Source organism: Anabaena sp. UHCC 0204, from assembly GCF_009711975.1.
Lineage (GTDB): Bacteria > Cyanobacteriota > Cyanobacteriia > Cyanobacteriales > Nostocaceae > Dolichospermum.
On the sequence record NZ_VIKW01000049.1, the window covers coordinates 1 to 18,648 of the forward strand.

General features: G+C 37.8%; 19 protein-coding genes. 9 read left to right on the forward strand and 10 right to left on the reverse strand.

Going from position 1 to position 18,648, the window contains the following annotated elements; genetic code table 11:
• From FJR04_RS22915 to FJR04_RS22930, 4 genes are all read right to left on the reverse strand, one after another.
• The coding region (locus tag FJR04_RS22915) for a hypothetical protein (RefSeq protein WP_217359489.1) at positions 1-634 on the reverse strand (634 nt) is incomplete at its 3' end.
• A gap of 156 nt (positions 635-790) precedes the next feature.
• Positions 791-1,321, reverse strand: coding sequence for a peptide deformylase (gene def, locus FJR04_RS22920; RefSeq protein WP_168499167.1), 531 nt, complete (start codon positions 1,319-1,321; stop codon positions 791-793).
• A gap of 116 nt (positions 1,322-1,437) precedes the next feature.
• On the reverse strand, positions 1,438-1,662 hold the full coding sequence (locus tag FJR04_RS22925; protein WP_168499169.1) for an AbrB/MazE/SpoVT family DNA-binding domain-containing protein: 225 nt from the start codon (positions 1,660-1,662) through the stop codon (positions 1,438-1,440).
• A gap of 237 nt (positions 1,663-1,899) precedes the next feature.
• Complete coding sequence (locus FJR04_RS22930) at positions 1,900-3,159, reverse strand: HhoA/HhoB/HtrA family serine endopeptidase (RefSeq protein WP_168499171.1); 1,260 nt, start codon at positions 3,157-3,159, stop codon at positions 1,900-1,902.
• A gap of 130 nt (positions 3,160-3,289) precedes the next feature.
• On the opposite strand from FJR04_RS22930, the gene dnaA reads away from it, so the two are divergent.
• Together dnaA and FJR04_RS22940 are read left to right on the forward strand one after the other, a co-directional pair.
• Positions 3,290-4,675, forward strand: a complete 1,386-nt coding sequence (gene dnaA, locus FJR04_RS22935; protein ID WP_168499173.1) for a chromosomal replication initiator protein DnaA — start codon at positions 3,290-3,292, stop codon at positions 4,673-4,675.
• A gap of 274 nt (positions 4,676-4,949) precedes the next feature.
• Positions 4,950-5,381 carry a nucleoside deaminase gene (locus FJR04_RS22940; protein ID WP_168499175.1) on the forward strand — a complete coding sequence of 144 codons (432 nt, stop codon included), beginning with the start codon at positions 4,950-4,952 and terminating at the stop codon, positions 5,379-5,381.
• Between the two features lie 180 nt (positions 5,382-5,561).
• Here FJR04_RS22940 and FJR04_RS22945 read toward each other — a convergent pair whose 3' ends face one another.
• Positions 5,562-6,137, reverse strand: coding sequence for a sugar O-acetyltransferase (locus FJR04_RS22945; protein WP_168499177.1), 576 nt, complete (start codon positions 6,135-6,137; stop codon positions 5,562-5,564).
• 10 nt (positions 6,138-6,147) lie between these two features.
• Positions 6,148-6,513 carry a dihydroneopterin aldolase gene (gene folB / locus FJR04_RS22950; RefSeq protein WP_168499179.1) on the reverse strand — a complete coding sequence of 122 codons (366 nt, stop codon included), beginning with the start codon at positions 6,511-6,513 and terminating at the stop codon, positions 6,148-6,150.
• A 60-nt stretch (positions 6,514-6,573) separates the two neighbouring features.
• Here folB and menD point away from each other — a divergent pair, with 60 nt between their 5' ends.
• On the forward strand, positions 6,574-8,301 hold the full coding sequence (gene menD, locus FJR04_RS22955) for a 2-succinyl-5-enolpyruvyl-6-hydroxy-3-cyclohexene-1-carboxylic-acid synthase (protein ID WP_168499181.1): 1,728 nt from the start codon (positions 6,574-6,576) through the stop codon (positions 8,299-8,301).
• Positions 8,302-8,392: 91 nt separating this feature from the next.
• Here the strand turns inward: menD and FJR04_RS22960 are convergent, their stop codons facing one another.
• Positions 8,393-9,703: a hypothetical protein gene (locus FJR04_RS22960; RefSeq protein ID WP_168499183.1), complete on the reverse strand. Its 1,311-nt coding sequence runs from the start codon at positions 9,701-9,703 to the stop codon at positions 8,393-8,395.
• Between the two features lie 188 nt (positions 9,704-9,891).
• Between FJR04_RS22960 and menB the strand changes: the two genes are divergently transcribed.
• Positions 9,892-10,725: a 1,4-dihydroxy-2-naphthoyl-CoA synthase gene (gene menB / locus FJR04_RS22965; RefSeq protein WP_168499185.1), complete on the forward strand. Its 834-nt coding sequence runs from the start codon at positions 9,892-9,894 to the stop codon at positions 10,723-10,725.
• Positions 10,726-11,051: 326 nt separating this feature from the next.
• On the opposite strand, the gene FJR04_RS22970 is transcribed toward menB, so the two are convergent.
• Positions 11,052-11,405, reverse strand: a complete 354-nt coding sequence (locus FJR04_RS22970) for a hypothetical protein (RefSeq protein ID WP_168499187.1) — start codon at positions 11,403-11,405, stop codon at positions 11,052-11,054.
• A gap of 354 nt (positions 11,406-11,759) precedes the next feature.
• Complete coding sequence (locus FJR04_RS22975; RefSeq protein WP_168499189.1) at positions 11,760-12,302, reverse strand: DUF721 domain-containing protein; 543 nt, start codon at positions 12,300-12,302, stop codon at positions 11,760-11,762.
• Between the two features lie 217 nt (positions 12,303-12,519).
• Between FJR04_RS22975 and FJR04_RS22980 the strand changes: the two genes are divergently transcribed.
• The 5 genes from FJR04_RS22980 (at position 12,520) to FJR04_RS23000 (ending at position 17,378) form a co-directional block, all read left to right on the forward strand.
• Positions 12,520-13,671, forward strand: a complete 1,152-nt coding sequence (locus FJR04_RS22980; protein WP_174763571.1) for a hypothetical protein — start codon at positions 12,520-12,522, stop codon at positions 13,669-13,671.
• A gap of 180 nt (positions 13,672-13,851) precedes the next feature.
• Positions 13,852-14,562, forward strand: coding sequence for a PspA/IM30 family protein (locus tag FJR04_RS22985; RefSeq protein ID WP_168499191.1), 711 nt, complete (start codon positions 13,852-13,854; stop codon positions 14,560-14,562).
• A gap of 163 nt (positions 14,563-14,725) precedes the next feature.
• Positions 14,726-15,517 carry a PspA/IM30 family protein gene (locus tag FJR04_RS22990; RefSeq protein WP_168499193.1) on the forward strand — a complete coding sequence of 264 codons (792 nt, stop codon included), beginning with the start codon at positions 14,726-14,728 and terminating at the stop codon, positions 15,515-15,517.
• Positions 15,518-15,781: 264 nt separating this feature from the next.
• Entirely contained in the window at positions 15,782-16,117 is a 336-nt protein-coding gene (locus tag FJR04_RS22995) for a co-chaperone YbbN (RefSeq protein WP_168499195.1), read from the forward strand.
• A 76-nt stretch (positions 16,118-16,193) separates the two neighbouring features.
• Complete coding sequence (locus tag FJR04_RS23000) at positions 16,194-17,378, forward strand: LL-diaminopimelate aminotransferase (protein WP_168499197.1); 1,185 nt, start codon at positions 16,194-16,196, stop codon at positions 17,376-17,378.
• Positions 17,379-17,507: 129 nt separating this feature from the next.
• Here FJR04_RS23000 and nadC read toward each other — a convergent pair whose 3' ends face one another.
• The gene (gene nadC, locus FJR04_RS23005; protein ID WP_168499199.1) at positions 17,508-18,374 is read right to left on the reverse strand and encodes a carboxylating nicotinate-nucleotide diphosphorylase; all 867 of its coding nucleotides are present in this window, start codon (positions 18,372-18,374) and stop codon (positions 17,508-17,510) included.
• Positions 18,375-18,648: the final 274 nt, after the last annotated feature.

Genomic DNA, 18,648 nt, shown 5'->3' on the forward strand with positions numbered 1-18,648 from the left:
GGTCTGCATTATCAACAGAATCTAGAAAAGTTTGTATATTATTCAAAACACCAATGTTGCGAGCAGTAGCAATCGAATTATCACTGGTGTTTAGATCCTGCCGCTCTACTTGAATAGCTTGCCCATCAATCACAATAATTGCATGATCATCTTCAGCCTTTAATGCCTGTAAAGTCTCATTATCCAGACTCTTACCCTGTACCAAAGCCGAAAAAATAGCCCCTTCATCCCCTGGGGAGTCTGTTTTATTAATAGAATAATCAACAAAATGTCCATATTCTTCCAACAACACCCCAACAACTGCATCTAAGTTGTTAACATTGGCGATCAGAAACTCTTGCGCTAAATAAATAGTATTAGTTGCCCCTGCAAACGCCCCATTTGCCCCATTGATTTCGCTACTCGAACGAATCTCAATTGTCGGTAGTATCACTACCCCATTCGCCCAAGTACCTTGTAAACCTGCTGGCGATGTACCAAATGCCAGTATCATCTTTCCACAAAAATCCGGACTTTGAGCAAACTGCTGAAGCTGTTTTTCAGCAGATCGAGTTGCTGTTTGCACAACACCTAATAGATCATCATGAGTTAGCCAATGCAAGTTCAGTCTTTCAGAGGATTTGATAAGGGTCATCGTTTTAACTGGGTGCTTGGTGTAGATGTTGTCAAATTACCTGTAATTGACAATACACTAAAGCGTAGCTATAAGCAAGTTATACTTTTAACAACTTATATCTGTTTGCTGTAGTCCCCAATCACCCATTACCCATTACCCATTACCAATTAATTACTAATTACCAATTACCAATTTTTGATATTCTTCCTCACTAATTAAATCGTTATTGTTTTCTACACGATCTAAAAATACTAATCCTTCCAAATGATCATACTCATGTTGAAAAATTCTGGCGACAAAATCAGTTAATTCTTGTTTTTGTAAATTACCATTCCGGTCAGTATATTCAATTTCAATTGTTTGATATCTAGGGACTAAACCCCTAATTCTCGGAACACTTAAACAACCTTCCCAGTCTTTAACTATTTCTGAAGAATGGGCAATAATTTGGGGATTTATCATTGCTGTAGGTTGCATTTCTGGTGCATGGGGATATCTGATATTAGGACGAGAAGCGACGATAAATAATCGGTAAGATGCTGCTACTTGTGGTGCAGCAATTCCCACTCCATTGGTTTGAGCGACAGAGATAATTAATTCATCAATGAGGTTTTGAATTTTTTCCTCTTGAATATTCTCAACCCAAATAGCTTTTTGTCGTAATACCAGATTACCTAATTTAATAATTGGCGCTAATTCATTCATTTTTAGAATAGGGGAAATTAATAACATTTATAAAATCTTCAGCAGTGATAATCGGGCAAGAAAAATTATCTTTTAAACTGAGTAAATCACGATCGCCTGTCACGAAATAATCAGCCTCACTGATGACGCGCCCAAGCTACCGCATCAGCCACATCCTGCTCACTCAGGTCTAATTCCGCCAGTTTAGATCGAACCGCGTCAGCCCTCTGAATTTTCACAGGAGTGAGAATAATTTGCCCATTCTCTACCTTGACCTCAAAATACTCAGACTCTCCCATTATTTCACGGGTAATACTTTTAGGCAGCGTTAGCTGATTCTTAGAAGTTAATTTGGCGAGCATGACTTGTCTCCTAGCCTTTACAAAAAATGTAAGGAATCCTTACTTGAGTATATACAAAAAACATCTTTTTTTACTAACGTAAGTTGCTAGTTAGAGAAACTGTCTGATATGGTTTACGCTCCCGTAAGGGATACAGGATTTCCAGGATTTAAGGATAAACAGGATGAAGTCTGGGATTTTATCACCTTGTTCCCCATTACCAGCCTCAACTAGATAACTAGCAACTTGGGTTAAATATCAATTTTCTTTGTTAACAGGTAAAGGTGCAGGTTTAACCGAGACTTGGGAAATTTTGCCATCACGTAATACCTGAATTTGTAAAGGAACGCCAACTTTGCTATTTTCTACTAACTTTTGTACTTCATCAACTTTCAGGACTGATTGATTATTAATACTTTTTATAACATCCCCTGAGCGAAGTCCACCAATAGCTGCCGGTGAGTTAGGAACAATCCTCACTAATAAGACCCCTTGATCTGTAGATAAATTAATGCGATCGCCAAATCTCGCAATTATTCTTTCCTTAACTTCAGGTGTTAGTGTTACCATTTGTATTCCCAAATAGGGATGATCAACTCTACCTTTAGCTATTAATTCATTGGCAATTTTTTGGACAGTATTAATAGGAATTGCAAATCCCAAACCTTGAGCGCCTTGAATAATTGCTGTATTCATCCCGATGACTTCACCACGAGCATTTAGTAATGGTCCACCGGAATTTCCAGGGTTAATAGCTGCATCTGTTTGCAAATAATCAACACGCTTATCACTTGCACCAATATCACTACTAGAACGATCTGTAGCACTGATAATTCCCGATGTGACAGTATTATTTAAACCCAAAGGATTACCAATAGCAATGACGGCTTCTCCTGGTTGTAAAGTATCGGATTTACCTAAAGCTAGGCTGGGTAAATTGTTCGCATCAATTTGAATTACTGCTACATCTGTTACCGCGTCTTCACCTAATACTTTACCCTTAAAAGTTCGGCCATCTTTGAGGGTGACTGTAACTAAATCAGCACCGTCAACAACATGGGAATTAGTCAAAATTTGCCCAGATGAATTAATAATAAATCCAGAACCGCTACCTCTTTCCACTCTTTCTCTGGGTTGCGACGGAATTCTATTCCCAAAAAATCCGCGAAAAAAGGGATCGGAAAATTCGTCTGGAACTCTAGTAGTGACGGTTCGAGTAGAATCAATACGAACAACAGCACTTCCCACCTTTTGTACTACTTTAACAACAAAGTTTGGATCTCCAGAGGAGAAAATGGCGGGAGGAGCGATTTCTGTTGTGGGTACTGTGTTTTTTTGTGCTTGAGTATCATTAGATTGAGCTTCTGACGTGAGTTTATTCAGACTACTGCAACCTCCCAGCATTAAAACCCCTACACTGCATACTGTTAACCATTTTTTACCTTGATTTCTCAAGTTTTGTAGTAAAAATCTGGTATTAATATTTTTAGGCGCTAGGTTATGATTATTAATCTTCATAGGTAATTATTGCTCCGTATTAGTTAGTAGGTGTTAGGATCTTAGATACTTGGTTTTTACCAGAATGATCATACGAGACAAGAAGTAATTACGAATTAGGAATTACGAATTACGGATAAAGGTGGTGTTGATGGAAATTCCCATAGATGGTTTGTGGAATCATGTATTAGAGCGTTTACAGTTAGAGTTAGCTCCTCCTACCTTTGAAACTTGGATTAAGACAGCTTATGCACAGCAGCTAGAAAACAACTGCTTGGTAATATATGCTCCTAATCCTTTTGCTCGCAATTGGCTTCAGAAATATTACATCCATACTATTGCTAATGTAGTTCAAGATATTGTGGGTTATCCAATAGAAATTTATATTACTGTAGCTGAAGATGAGGAAGTTTCTCATTTGGGTAATCAGGGAGCGCGAGGAGAATTTCCAGCAGTAAATCATCTTTACACAAATGCGCCTAAAAATACCCACAAAACTTCAGATTTAAACTCTAAATATGTTTTTTCCCGGTTTGTAGTTGGTGCTAACAATCGCATGGCTCATGCTGCTTCCTTAGCTGTAGCAGAATATCCTGGTAGGGAATTTAATCCTTTATTTTTATGTGGTGGGGTGGGTTTAGGAAAAACACACTTAATGCAAGCTATTGGTAATTATCGCTGGGAAATTTGTCCTAATTCTAAGATATTTTATGTTTCTACAGAACAGTTTACAAATGATTTAATTACAGCAATTCGTCAAGATAGTATGCAAAGTTTTCGAGAACATTATCGCGCGGCTGATGTGCTGTTGGTTGATGATATTCAATTTATTGAGGGTAAAGAATATACTCAAGAGGAATTTTTTCATACTTTTAATACTTTACATGAAGCGGGTAAACAAGTTGTTATTGCTTCAGATCGTCCTCCTAACCAGATTCCCAGTTTACAAGAACGTCTTTGTTCACGGTTTTCTATGGGACTAATTGCAGATATTCAAACCCCTGATTTAGAGACAAGAATGGCAATTTTGCAAAAAAAAGCTGAGTATGAAAATATTCGTTTACCGAAAAATGTGATTGAATATATTGCTTGTAATTATACTTCTAATATTCGTGAGTTAGAAGGGGCGTTAATTCGAGCTTTGGCTTATATTTCTATTTGGGGTTTACCTATGACTGTGGAAAACCTTGCTCCCATTTTAGGAACTCCTAGCCAGAAAATAGAAACGACTCCAGAGATTATTTTAATAATAGTCGCAGATGCTTTGAATGTTTCTATTGAGGATCTCAAGAGTAATTCCCGTCGTCGAGAAATTAGTTGGGCTAGACAGATAGGAATGTATTTAATGCGACAATATACCAAACTGAGTTTACCCAGAATAGGCGAGGAATTTGGTGGTAAAGATCATACAACAGTGATGTATAGTTGTGAAAAAATTACCCAGTTACAGGAAAGTGATCAGACTTTAATTCAAACTTTACACCAATTGAGCGATCGCATCCACATGGCTACTTCCAAAAATAAAATTAACCCTTAATCATGTTTTCCACAACCAGAAAACCTAATTTCTCAAATATCAATCTTCGCTATTAAGCGCAAATATTAAGTAAAGTCTAAAGATTAATTAATTTTGACTTAAAATTGTCGTAAAAGTATAACTTTTTGGGGAAAAGCTGTGGAAAACGTAACTTTATTATTCATCAGGTTCATATATTATCATGACGCTATAAAAATCTAGGCTAGTTTTTCCACAGTTTTTCCACAGGAAAACATTGATAACAATGATTTTTTTATATCAGGAGCATTGACAAATGGACGAATTTATGAATGCGGCGATTTTTGAAGCTAAACAAGGTAGACAAGAAGGGGGAATTCCCATTGGGTCTGTATTGGTTAAGGATGGTAAAATTGTCGGTAGAGGACACAATAAGCGTGTACAAGAAAGTGATCCTGTCACTCATGCAGAAATTGATTGCCTCCGTAATGCTGGTAGAATTGGTAATTACAGAGGGACAACACTTTATTCAACACTAATGCCGTGCTATTTGTGCGCTGGTGCGGTAGTGCAGTTTGGTATTAAAAAAGTCATTGCTGGGGAATCACGAACCTTTTCGGGAGCAAAGGAATTTATGGTATCTCATGGAGTGGAAGTAGTAGATTTAAATCTAGATGAATGTGAACAAATGATGAGTGATTTTATTCAAACAAACCCCGAACTTTGGAATGAAGATATTGGTAAATGAAGTTTCGATGTAATTTGATGTTAGTTTGTTTAACTGACACTCTGCGCTCAAAAAAGAAGTTAGTTGATTTTAATTTTTTCTAACCTAAATTTTTTAACCTAGACTATGAAATTTTCTAGATAACGGTAAAATATGTACCTAATTGATCTGCAATCTCCTATAAGAATTAAAAAATTGAAATTAAACAACTATATTTTCAGATAAATGACGAATAATTCGGCAAGGATTACCCGCAGCTACAACATTTTTGGGGATATCTGTAACTACTACACTACCTGCACCAATACTAGTATTATCACCAATAGTCACACCTGGACAAATTATTGCGCCACCACCTATCCACACATTATGACCAATTCTAATTGGTGCTGCTAGTTCTCTACCCGTTAACCGGGTTTCTGGATCTGTGGGATGATAAGCTGTATAAATCTGTACATAAGGAGCAATCAATACATTTTCGCCAATATGAACAGTATGGCAATCTAAAATTACACAACCGTAATTTACATATAAGTTATTACCAGTGTAAATATTACTGCCATAGTCACAGTGGAAAGGTGGGACAATTTTGATTTTTGCTCCTATCTCAGCAAATAAGCCTTGTAAAATTTGCTGTCGCTGCTGTTGCTGTTCTGCTGTGGTTGAGTTGTACATTCGCAGTAAACGACTAGCACGCTGACTTTCAGTAGTTAATTCCGAATCTTCTGATGAATATAACTCTCCTGTCAGCATTTTTTGTTTTTCTGTTTTTTCCATAACAGGGTAGTTAGTTAAACTTGCTTCGCGTTAACTCAATGCTAATTTTGCCGTTAAAATCAGGAATAGGTGCAGCGGGTTTACTGAGCAAAACCTGTACTTGACTAATACTGTCGCTGTCCTCTAGAATACCATCAGCGATCGCACCTGCTAATCTTTCTACCAATATAAACTTTGCCGTTTTGACCAAATTTTGAATTAAGCTAATTGTCCGCCGATAATCTACTGTATCTTCAATATTATCTGTTTTAGCGGGTTGAGAAAGATCCAACCATAATTTAACATCCACCTCAAACCATTGTCCTAATACCTGTTCTTCTGGTAAAAACCCGGTATAGCCGTAGCAGCGAATTCCTGTTAAATGGATACAGTCCATAAAAAATAATAAATTATAGTGACAGATGGTAATTTTACCTAATTACCATTATCTAATTAAATGCAACTTACTTTTCATAATCTTAATCAACTTTGGTCTTATGTGTTGACGGAAACCCTCAAACGTTTGGGTTTAAATTGTGCAGTTATTTGTCCTGGTTCTCGTTCTACACCATTAACTTTTGCATTTGTCCAACAAACACCGGATATTGAAGCTATTTCCATTTTAGATGAACGTTCAGCCGCTTTTTTTGCCTTGGGACAAGCTAAAGCGACCGGAAAACCTGTAGTATTAGTGTGTACTTCAGGAACAGCGGGAGCGAATTTTTACCCTGCGGTAATTGAAGCTAAGGAAAGTCGTATACCGTTATTAATCTTAACTACAGATAGACCAGCAGAATTACGAGAATGTCATTCTGGACAAACTATTGATCAAGTAAAATTATACAGTAATTATCCCAATTGGCAAACCGAGTTAGCTATACCTGTTGCTGAAATGGAAATGTTAAATTATCTCAGACAAACAGTAATTTATGCTTGGGAACGTTGTCAATTTCCCAATGGGGGAACAGTACATCTAAATATACCATTTCGTGATCCGCTTGCGCCAATTCCTGATGGTATAGATTTTACCTTAGATGTTGAAAATTTCTTCTCTGGAATAGTCTCGACTCCATTACCAACTACCAATTACCAATTACCAATTACCCATCACCAAAAAGGGATTATTATTGCTGGTGTAGCTCAAACGAAACAACCTCAAGAATATTGTAGAGCGATCGCCCAACTTTCTCAATCTCTCCAATGGCCTGTTTTAGCAGAAGGACTTTCACCACTCAGAAATTACGCAGATTTAAATCCCTATTTAATTTCTACCTATGACATCATTTTACGTAATCAGCAACTTGCTGAAGAATTAGCACCAGAAATGGTAATTCAAGTCGGAGAAATGCCCACAAGTAAAGAATTGCGTAATTGGTTAATTGCTACTAAACCTCAACGTTGGATAATTGATAGTTGCGATCAAAATTTAGATCCTTTACATGGAAAAACTACACATTTAAGGACATCTATAGAGTATTTAAAGACTGAAAATTGGAAACCAGGAAATAGGGATTTAGAATATTTACAAAAATGGTGTAATTTAGAAGTAAACATCAGAAAAAATATTGATGATAACTTTCAAAACATGGAAGAGTTAATTGAAAGTAAAGCTGCTTGGTTAATTTCGCAAAATCTCCCACCAAAAACACCATTATTTATTGCTAATAGTATGCCAGTAAGGGATGTAGAATTTTTTTGGAAACCGAATAAGTTAAAAATTAAGCCTTATTTTAATCGCGGTGCAAATGGAATTGATGGCACACTTTCAACCGCTTTAGGAGTAGCACATCATCAAAAAAGTAGTGTCATGTTGACAGGAGATTTATCCCTATTACATGATACAAACGGTTTTTTAATTAGAAATAAATTTATTGGACATCTGACAATTATCTTAATTAATAACAATGGTGGAGGCATATTTGAGATGTTACCCGTTGCCAAATTTGATCCACCTTTTGAGGAATTTTTTGCCACTCCCCAAGATATTGATTTTGCTCAGTTATGCTCTACTTATGGTGTACAGCATGAGTTTATTCGTTCTTGGGATGATTTGCAGGAAAGATTAAATCCGTTACCAAATACAGGAATTCGGATTTTGGAAATTAAGACAAATCGGAAAAGGGATGCTATGTGGAGAAAGGAGAATTTAGTGCAGTTTGGAGTGGGCATTGGGGGTTATACCTAAGAAGGTCATAACTTGCGTTTTTACATCCATATATCCCCTTTAAGCAAAAGCTCAAATTGTGACCTTGCGAAGTATAACTATTTTTTAATAGCTATTCATCCAAGGGACTTGGTAATTCTTGTAAAATTTCTGATAAATCAGCGTGTCTAAGAAAAAAATAGAACGTTGAATCTACTATCTGTAGATATTTTGTACTTCTATCATAATCAATAATTGGTGGGGATATAGTTTTATTATTTTGGAGTTTTGCAAGATTGTGAAGTAAATTACTCATATCGGAAGCTCGAACATTATTCGATCTATGATGTATATCTTGAATTTTAGTTTGTAAAACAGATCGCTTCATTCCATTAGCTAAACCTTCATATCCTGATTCTAAAATAACTCTTACTAGATAATAAGGAAGAAAAAGAGGAGTTAATCCTTCTGGAGATGAGGAAGCAGAATTAGAATTACCTGATGCAATTGCCTCTAGCGCTCTCTGATGTCGAACTAAATAATCCTCTGCTTTTTTACTGACAGCATTTTTTAAATGAGGATTGTGAGATATATTAGTTAAAGTTTTTTGTTTTTCTGAAATTCCAGCACTAATACATATTTCTTTTAAAATTTCTTGCAGCACTCCTATACTTTTAAAGGAAATATCATGGCATTCATTTAATAAATCTTGTGGGAAACTAATTGAAAGTTCTTCTGCTCCTTTTTTTATTACTTTGAGAAAATCCTCTTCAAGCCAAGGTTCAACTGGAACTTCTTCGATTCTGTCCAATAAGTCACCATTAAATTGAACCATTTTGTTTTTTTCTCTCCACACCCCAAGAATAATAAAACGAATTCCCATTTCTTGGAATGATCTTAAGTCATAAGCGAATTCTTGTTGAAGCTGATCATCAAGATAATGAAAGTTTTCCAGAATAATAAATTTATTAAATTTTATTTTTCTCAATATTTCAGAAATATCTTGAGGAAGAGCGAGATTGAAAGGAATTTCTTCATGTTCATAATCTTTACTAACGCTAGATTTCAGATCATTATTTCCTTCAATTTCACTACCTCCGAAAAAAGGTAATGTAGCTTTAAATTTTCCAACTATTCCTAAACTTGCTTCTCTTGATGTAGATTCACTAAAGTTAATTTGAATACTTACACCTGATTGTCTTAGAATACTGGAGTATATATCTAAGATAGTAGTTTTAGGACTAAGACTAACAGATACATTTTGTTCATAATTAATATATTTAGAAACTAATGCCGTTTTTCCCTGCTTTGAAGATCCATAAACAATAATTTGTTTGTCAGATTTTAGTGCTTCAATAAACCTTTTATCAACTTGATCCCTTTCTACATATGAAAGGACTGGTTTACTACTTACTCCAAAAACATCTTCTAGTTTAGTTTTCATCGCATGAGCCACTTACTTAAGTTTTTGTACTGCCTTTATCTGTAAATGAGTATCAGAGCAAGATAATAAAACGCTAGATAATCACAAGGTATCATGCTTGTTAACATATCATAAAATCTTAGCCTGAGCAATTGCTTCACCCCAAGTCCGCGATAAAATTTTCAAGCACAATCAACCCACCTATAACCATGCAAATAGACTGGAAAACCGTCAAAACCTACGAAGACATCATCTACCAAAAAAGCGACGGTATCGCCAAAATCACCATTAACCGTCCCCACAAACGTAACGCTTTCCGTCCTAAAACCGTATTTGAACTATATGAAGCCTTTTGGGATGCTCGTGAAGATACAAGTATTGGTGTAGTCCTATTTACGGGTGCTGGACCCCATACAGATGGTAAATACGCTTTCTGTTCAGGTGGTGATCAAAGTGTACGTGGACAAGCTGGTTATGTAGATGATGCTGGAATTCCTCGTTTAAACGTCTTGGATTTACAGCGTCTCATTCGTTCCATGCCCAAAGTAGTAATTGCCTTAGTTGCTGGTTATGCTATTGGTGGAGGCCATGTTTTACATTTAATCTGTGACTTGACTATTGCCGCCGATAACGCTATTTTTGGACAAACAGGACCCAAAGTTGGTAGTTTTGACGGTGGTTTTGGTGCAAGCTACCTGGCCAGAATTGTCGGACAAAAAAAAGCCAGAGAAATATGGTTTCTCTGTCGTCAATATAATGCCGCACAAGCTTTAGAAATGGGTTTAGTTAATACCGTCGTTCCTATAGAACAACTAGAAACAGAAGGTATACAATGGGCGCAAGAAGTCTTAGAAAAAAGCCCCATTGCGATTCGTTGTCTCAAATCCGCCTTTAATGCTGACTGTGACGGACAAGCTGGTTTACAAGAACTTGCTGGTAATGCCACTCTCCTCTATTACATGACAGAAGAAGGAGCAGAAGGAAAACAAGCATTTTTAGAAAAACGTCCCCCCAATTTTCGGGATTTTCCTTGGCTACCTTAGATATACAGCAGATTGTAGATTAATGAAGTACATAATCTAAGTTTATTTTCCGAATGCTTCGCCCTTACTTACATCGAATGCTGATACTTCCAGATTCCGTCTGGGATACGCCTCTACAACTCCTGACTCCTGCTGTATATCAAAATCGCACCTTCTTGACAAGAAGGTGCGATTTATAAAGATATCAAAATTGGCAACATTCAAAAATTTAAAGTCAAATCTTATTTCTGGTTTACAGGAAACTAATTACAGTAACACCAGGTAGTTACGGTGGATTGTAGGTCAATCTAGTCAAAAATCTATTTATAAAGACCTTTTTCTCAGTTCTACTGCTGATTGCTAACTGTTGATTGCTGAAATTTTTTGTAAATTAGCGCCCTCTGATTTTCTACCTCTTGTGCAGTGCAAGTAGGAATATCTTCAACAGAGGCCACTGTCAGATTGTCTAACTCGGACGGAAGACTTTGAGCAGCCGATAAAACAGGTCTGGCTACTGGTAAACTCCAAGCATCTTCTAAAGTTTCCCAAGAAGGAGCAAAAGCCGGTAAAGCAAAAGGACAAGCTTTCCAAACCCCTTGTACTGGTGCGCTCAACTTTTCGCACATACCACCACGGCGACCCTCTGGCTGGTAATGACGACAATATCGACAGGTAGATGTTAGACGCTTAATTGATTTCATGTGGCTTCATCTTCAGTGCCGTGTAGGACTAATTATCACACTTATATATTTTGCTGCTTGGGCAAAATAGGCATGAAGGGCAAAAGTTATTATTGGATATGGGTTATAGCCATAATTAGCGATAAATAAACTTTAGGATGTCTTTATATTCTTGTTATATTTGTAAATCATTTTTAGAGTGCGTACATATTGGTTTTTGTCTAAAACTTATTGGGGATCAAGGTTAAAAGTAGGATTTTAGATTTGTTAACGCTTTGCAAACCCTACTTTTGAAAGATGTAAATTCAGTTTTTAGCACCTAATTTATTTAACGATTCCGCAAGCCCTAAATACTGCTATCAATATCTAGGAAGTCTACTCCAACAGCTTAGTAGCACAGAGAGAACAAACATTCCAGCGTTCGATTTCACCAGGTGGAGTGGGACATTGACATTGGGGACATAAAGGGAGACCATGCGATCGCACTTGCATGATTTTAGCCCAATTTTCAAAAGCGCCCAGGGCATTTTCACGATTGGGTGTAACTTTCATCGCTGTCATATCATCAGCAACATAACTGGGGTGTTCTGATGCAGAAACAGTTGTTTGTGTTCCCGTTATTGATGAACTATTCCACTCTGCTGTCGAAAATCGAATATCTACTAAGGACGTAGACAGCTTATGGTTTAATTTCATGAGTATAGTTTTCCGTCCAAAGGTTAAATTTTGCGCCCAAGCAGCACTGGAAGTTGCTACCCACACTACATCACGCTGAATTGATAAAGGACGAGTTTGAGCAGCAACTGGATTACCTACAACTTCTACCCAACACTTGAGTAACCGCGGAAATAGTTGCTCTTGCCATTGTGCTGACCGTTCAATATTACCTAAAACATGATTAATTGATTTAAAAGACATATTGTGCCAGTATTTTTACTATTGTTAGCATTTAGCGGTTAGCGGATACCTCATAGCCACTAACGATAAGTTACTAGTTTGGGAATCAGCAAAAGGCGCATGATGTCAGCCATACTTCTAACTAGCAACTTGGGTAAAATAACTGAATACTTACAAATAATTTTCGTTAGTATATTAAAAATCCACTGACTTATTTACCACTACACCATCTTAACCAATGAATCCAAATCCCCTGATAGATTCGGCTAGATCCTCTCAAAAGGTAGCTTTAAACCCTGTCCTCACTACAGCTCTGGCTAGTTTAGAAGTGCAATTAGATCAAGAATTAACCCGATACAGACGCACACGCAAGACGGCTCGAAAACAAACAGCAGGAAGTGTAGAAAGTTACATTAGATATGAAAAAACAGCCCTGTTAAACGATATTCAATTACCAAATGTTCCTACCATTCCTTCAGAAAATCCTCTACTAACTACTGAGACTGAAGTATTTAATTCTGCTCAGAAATTTCCGTCTCAGGGAATAGAGGAAAACCCAACTTCTCCAAACTCAGAAAAATTGAGCAGCAGTCTAGTTATCACCAAAATTCAACCCGCTGAAAATCCCACGCTTCTGCAAACCAGTGATACTCCCAAAGAACCAGATGATTATTTAGAATCTAGTGAAGCACTATTGCGGAGTTTGACAGCAGAAAAAACTAACATTCCTACTTCTCCCCATTCCCGCGACAGTGTGTTATCACCTGTGGGTATTGGTTCAATGTTGTTGTTATTATTGGCAAGTTTAGCTTTAGGCTATGTCGTTTTAAGTCCCAAAAATTTGCCTCAGTTGAATTTAAGCAAATTTCTTAACAGTGATTCATTACCAACTGCTGAAAATACAGAAATCCCACCTAGCAATGAGTCAAGCGTCACACCCATAGCCAAATATCCTAATTTAGCTACCCAAGAATTTCGCCAAGTCAGAGATCCTAAAGATATAGTAGGTTTAACACCAAAGGTGAGACCAACGCCCCAAATTACATCAACTCCTTTAGCTATTCAACCACCCATAAAGCCTATTTCTCCCTTACCAACCCTTCCCCCTCTACCTAGTAGAGTCCTATCCACACCTCTACCCATGCCCACATCTGCCTCATTACCCCCAATAGAAGATGTGAAACCGTCAGCTAATGGGTACTATTACATTATTGCTGATAATCAAGGTGATCAGACTTTAGCAGCAGCACAACAAGTAGTTTCTGATGCTTATTTATCACCAAATCAAAAATTTATTTATTTGGGTGCTTTAAAAACTAAAGATGATGTTAAGCGCAGATTGCAGGAACTAGAAGCTAAAGGTATCAAAGGCCGAGTACAGCAGCCATAATTGCCAAAAAGGCGATATAGCAGGAGTAATATCCTGTGGTGAGAGGAATTTTTCCATTGAACACCTTGGCAATTGCTATATGATTGAGAATGGCTAGATTAAAAATATCATGCTGGGATTTTCTGAATTCAAAACTGAAAAAAACCTCATAGTCCGGTAAATGGTCAAGGTAGAGCCTACATGGAAGTGATGAAGCGTATTCTGCGGGTGATTCGCGCTAATTTTAATAGTCTAGTTAGCAATGCAGAAGATCCAGAAAAGATTCTGGAAAATACTTTCATGGAGATGCAGGAGAATTTGGTACAATTGCGTCAAGGAGTAGCTCAAGCGATCGCTACCCAAAAGCGCACAGAACGCCAAGCAGCAGCGGCAGAATCCCAATCTGAAGAATGGTATCGTCGCGCCCAATTATCCCTCCAACAGGGTAATGAATCTCTAGCGCGAGAAGCTCTCACCAAACGCAAATTTTACCAACAAACTGCAACAACCTTAATTAGCCAAATTCAGCAGCACAAAGATGTCGTATCTAAATGGAAGCAGGATATGCGGACTCTAGAATTGAAATTGGCTGAGGTAAAAACTAAAAAAGATATGTATATTGCTCGCGCTCGTTCGGCCGAAGCTTCTTATAGACTCCAAGAAATGTTAACTGGATCTTCTGCTACATCAAGTATGAGTGCATTAGAACGAATGGAGGAAAAAGTTTTACAGATAGAAGCACAATCAGAAGTTGCTAGTACACTGGGTGGAGATGATCTGGAAAAACGATTTGCATCTTTAGATTCTGATCATGATATTGATACGGAACTCGCAGCCATGAAAACTTCTCTGCTAGATCAAGGGGAAAATTCTCAACCCAGGAAAAATTTACCGAAATCACCAGAACTATAAGTTTGGTTGGTTAATATAGCTAATTGATAAGTTGATGATTCAGAATAGAAAAGAAGATAGTAATCCAGACTGGAAAGACTACATTGGAATAGGTAGCTATTAATATAGTAAAAAAGCTAACTATCTAACCAAGCGCGTAAACCTCGAAAGGAAAAATAAATTTATGGGATTATTTGATCGCCTTAAACGAGTTGTTGGTGCTAACCTAAACGATTTGGTCAGTAAAGCCGAAGATCCAGAAAAAATGCTGGAGCAAGCCATCCTGGAAATGCAGGAGGATATGGTGAAGTTGCGTCAAGGGGTAGCCCAAACCATCGCTGCCCAAAAACGGACTGAGAAACAGTATAATGATGGACAAAATGAAATTAATAAGTGGCAACGCAACGCTCAACTCGCTATTCAAAAAGGTGATGAGAACCTAGCGCGTCAAGCTTTAGAGCGCAAAAAAACTTATACTGATACCAGTGCAGCCCTAAAAGCCAGTTTAGATCAACAATCTACTCAGGTTGAAACCCTCAAACGTAATTTAATCCAGTTAGAGAGCAAAATTTCTGAAGCTAAGACTAAAAAAGAAATGCTCAAAGCTCGGATTACTACAGCCAAAGCCCAAGAGCAACTCCAAGGTATGGTTAGTGGTATGAGTACCAGTAGTGCCATGTCTGCTTTTGAGCGGATGGAAGAAAAAGTTTTGATGCAAGAAGCCCGCGCTCAGTCAGGAGCGGAGTTAGCAAATGTAGATTTAGAAACTCAATTTGCACAATTGGAATCTGGTAGTGATGTTGATGATGAATTGGCTGCTTTGAAAGCCTCGCTTGCACCTGCTCCAGAACCAAAACTCCTAACTCCAGAGCAAACCAGCACTGCACCCCCAACCCAACCAACCAGTACAGCTAAATCTACTGAACCAGTTGATGCTGAATTGGAAGCCCTCCGCAAACAATTGGATAATCTGTAGTTTTTGCAGATAATTCAATTCAGTTAATCCCACACATCTCACGTTGTGGGATTTCGCTTCATTAGTAATTGATGATTGGTAAATCTAATCCCAATTTTCAAAATGATTTTGACCAAGTTCAAGATAAAAATCTGATAATGTAAGTATTTGATTAGCTAAAATTCAAAATTTAAAATCCAAAATGTTATAACAACTGACTCTCAGATTGGGATAAAGTATTTTGTGAACCAGCTTGATTAATTTGTGCCACTTATGGAGACTATCATGAACAAGGGTGTAATCACTATCACTGATGCTGAGTTTGAAACGGAAGTGTTAAAAGCCGAGCAGCCTGTATTAGTCTATTTTTGGGCTTCCTGGTGTGGTCCTTGTCAATTGATGTCACCAGTAATTAACGCGGCTGCTACAACTTATAGCGATCGCCTGAAAATTGTGAAAATGGAAACTGACCCCAATCCACTCACTGTCAAGCAATATCAGGTAGAAGGTCTTCCCGCTCTGAGGTTAGTCAGAGGAGATCAACTATTAGAATCTATTGAGGGAGTAATTGGTAAGGATAAATTACTCGGTTTTTTGGATAAGCATTTAAATAATAATTAGTTATCGGTTAGTGATCAACACTCCATAGTTTTTGATCACTAACTCATGGCTAATGATCAATGACTAATGGACTAAAATGCAATTTGCAACCCGGTTACAACCCTTAAAATCTAACGTATTTGCCGATATGGACACAGCCAAATCCATTGCTTTGGCTGGTGGAAGAGAATTAATTGATTTGTCTTTGGGTTCTTCAGATTTACCTGCCCAAGATCATATCATTGAAGCGATCGCTCAATCTCTCCATGATCCTAGCACTCATGGCTACTTATTATTTCGTGGTACTCAGAGTTTCCGTCAAGCCGCAGCCCAATGGTATGAGCAAAAATTTGGTATCCCAGTTGACCCAGAAACTGAAGTTTTACCTCTAATTGGTTCTCAAGAAGGAACAGCCCATTTACCTTTAGCCGTGCTTAATCCCGGCGATTTTGCCCTATTATTAGATCCTGGTTATCCTTCCCATGCAGGTGGAGTATACTTGGCGAGTGGTCAAATTTACCCAATGCCATTAAAACCGGAAAATGATTTTTTACCAGTTTTAACTGATATTCCCGCCACTGTTTTAGCTCAATCGCGGTTGATGGTATTAAGTTATCCTCATAATCCTACCAGTGCGATCGCCCCTTTATCTTTCTTTAAAGAAGCCGTAGCTTTTTGTCAACAACATAATATAGTTCTTGTTCACGATTTCCCCTACGTTGATTTAGTTTTCGCAGAAGAAACCCAAAATCCAAAATCCCCTGTTCCCTCAATTTTGCAAGCTGACCCCGAAAAAAGCGTTTCTATTGAATTTTTTACCCTGTCTAAGTCTTATAATATGGGCGGCTTCCGTATTGGTTATGCAATTGGTAATCCACAATTAATTCAAGCCTTGAAGCAAATCAAAGCCACCGTTGATTTTAATCAATATTTGGGAATTTTAAACGGAGCGATCGCTGCTCTCACAGGACCCCAAGATGGTGTAAAATCTGCTGTTAAGATTTTTCGTCAACGCCGCGACACCTTCATTAAAGCCTTACACAGCATCGGCTGGAACGTTCCCACACCAGAAGCCACAATGTACATTTGGGCAAAATTACCCCCTAAATGGAGTCAAAATTCCATAGAATTCTGCACCGAATTAGTTAAACAAACTGGTGTAGCGGCTTCCCCAGGTGTCGGATTTGGTAAATTTGGTGAAGGATACGTTCGTTTTGCATTGGTGCAGAAACCAGAAACATTAGAAACTGCTGTCAAAAGAATTTCTAAATTTCTCTATTAACCCAACTTCCTAGTCATAGTTAGGGCTGGTAATTGTTAATTGGTGATAAAATCTCAGTCTTAATCCTGTTCATCCTTAAATCCTGTAAATCCTGATTCTGACAATTTCCCTCACTAGCAACTTACGTTATTAACCCATTCTCATACTCAAATCCAACCACTTAGACTGAGTAATTGGCGCACTGCTAGAAATATAATCAACACCAGTTTCCGCCACAGCCCGAATGGTCTCCAAGGTTACATTTCCTGAAGCCTCAATTTTCACCCGACTATCTTCTTCACGAATCAACAATACAGCCTTACTCATCATATCCAAAGGCATATTATCCAACATAATAATATCGGCTTTATGCTGTAAAGCTTCCCGCACCTGTTCTAAATTTTCCGTCTCTACTTCAATTGTCAAAGGATAAGGAATTTGAGAACGAATGCGGGTAACAGCTTCTCCAATTCCTCCAGCCGCGACAATATGATTATCCTTAATCATCACCGCATCATCTAAGCCCATTCGGTGATTAATCGCACCACCTAAAGCAGTAGCATACTTTTCCAAAATTCTCAACCCTGGTGTAGTTTTGCGCGTATCCACCAATTGAGCAGGTAAGTCAGCAATTTTTTCTACATATATATTAGTCAGAGTGGCAATTCCACTCAACCGCATCGCCAAATTCAACGCCACCCTTTCACCCATTAACAGCGAATCCAGTGAACCGTTAATTTCCGCTACTACCTGTCCTGGTTCACACTTTACTCCCTCAGCGGTAATATTCAAAAAATCAACTTGATGATTCAAAAGCTGAAACACCCTAGCCGCAATCGGTAAACCAGCAATTATTCCCGGTGCTTTCGTGATCCACTTAGCCTTTCCTCTCGTTGGATTTTGGGATAATAGAGACTGAGTAGTGCGATCGCCTCTACCAATATCCTCCAACAACCAACTTTGCAACAATTGATCCAGCACCAAAAACGGTGGTAGTACAGCCACTGAACTCTTCATATCATCATCTAATCTCTATATCCACTCAACACTACCAATAATTGTTTCTCGTTCCGTAATTACTCAAAAAAATACCAGAGATGGAACTCAACAAACTCAAACAAATCAAAAACACCACTCACCGGGCAGAAATCTCGGAAATCTTAACGCCCATAACCCTTAACCCACAACAATTACAACCAAAAAAAATAACCAGGAGTAAAAATAGTTTGAAAAAAGAGTTGACAAACTAAAGTAGGTTCGATATATTAAATAAGTGCCGGAGAGCGAAGCT

Coding starts and splice junctions, on each gene's coding strand:
- def (WP_168499167.1), bottom strand. CDS start 1,321: ATGAATGAATTAGCGCCAATTATTAAATTAGGTAATCTGGTATTACGA.
- FJR04_RS22925 (WP_168499169.1), bottom strand. CDS start 1,662: ATGCTCGCCAAATTAACTTCTAAGAATCAGCTAACGCTGCCTAAAAGT.
- FJR04_RS22930 (WP_168499171.1), bottom strand. CDS start 3,159: ATGAAGATTAATAATCATAACCTAGCGCCTAAAAATATTAATACCAGA.
- dnaA (WP_168499173.1), top strand. CDS start 3,290: ATGGAAATTCCCATAGATGGTTTGTGGAATCATGTATTAGAGCGTTTA.
- FJR04_RS22940 (WP_168499175.1), top strand. CDS start 4,950: ATGGACGAATTTATGAATGCGGCGATTTTTGAAGCTAAACAAGGTAGA.
- FJR04_RS22945 (WP_168499177.1), bottom strand. CDS start 6,137: ATGGAAAAAACAGAAAAACAAAAAATGCTGACAGGAGAGTTATATTCA.
- folB (WP_168499179.1), bottom strand. CDS start 6,513: ATGGACTGTATCCATTTAACAGGAATTCGCTGCTACGGCTATACCGGG.
- menD (WP_168499181.1), top strand. CDS start 6,574: ATGCAACTTACTTTTCATAATCTTAATCAACTTTGGTCTTATGTGTTG.
- FJR04_RS22960 (WP_168499183.1), bottom strand. CDS start 9,703: ATGAAAACTAAACTAGAAGATGTTTTTGGAGTAAGTAGTAAACCAGTC.
- menB (WP_168499185.1), top strand. CDS start 9,892: ATGCAAATAGACTGGAAAACCGTCAAAACCTACGAAGACATCATCTAC.
- FJR04_RS22970 (WP_168499187.1), bottom strand. CDS start 11,405: ATGAAATCAATTAAGCGTCTAACATCTACCTGTCGATATTGTCGTCAT.
- FJR04_RS22975 (WP_168499189.1), bottom strand. CDS start 12,302: ATGTCTTTTAAATCAATTAATCATGTTTTAGGTAATATTGAACGGTCA.
- FJR04_RS22980 (WP_174763571.1), top strand. CDS start 12,520: ATGAATCCAAATCCCCTGATAGATTCGGCTAGATCCTCTCAAAAGGTA.
- FJR04_RS22985 (WP_168499191.1), top strand. CDS start 13,852: ATGGAAGTGATGAAGCGTATTCTGCGGGTGATTCGCGCTAATTTTAAT.
- FJR04_RS22990 (WP_168499193.1), top strand. CDS start 14,726: ATGGGATTATTTGATCGCCTTAAACGAGTTGTTGGTGCTAACCTAAAC.
- FJR04_RS22995 (WP_168499195.1), top strand. CDS start 15,782: ATGAACAAGGGTGTAATCACTATCACTGATGCTGAGTTTGAAACGGAA.
- FJR04_RS23000 (WP_168499197.1), top strand. CDS start 16,194: ATGCAATTTGCAACCCGGTTACAACCCTTAAAATCTAACGTATTTGCC.
- nadC (WP_168499199.1), bottom strand. CDS start 18,374: ATGAAGAGTTCAGTGGCTGTACTACCACCGTTTTTGGTGCTGGATCAA.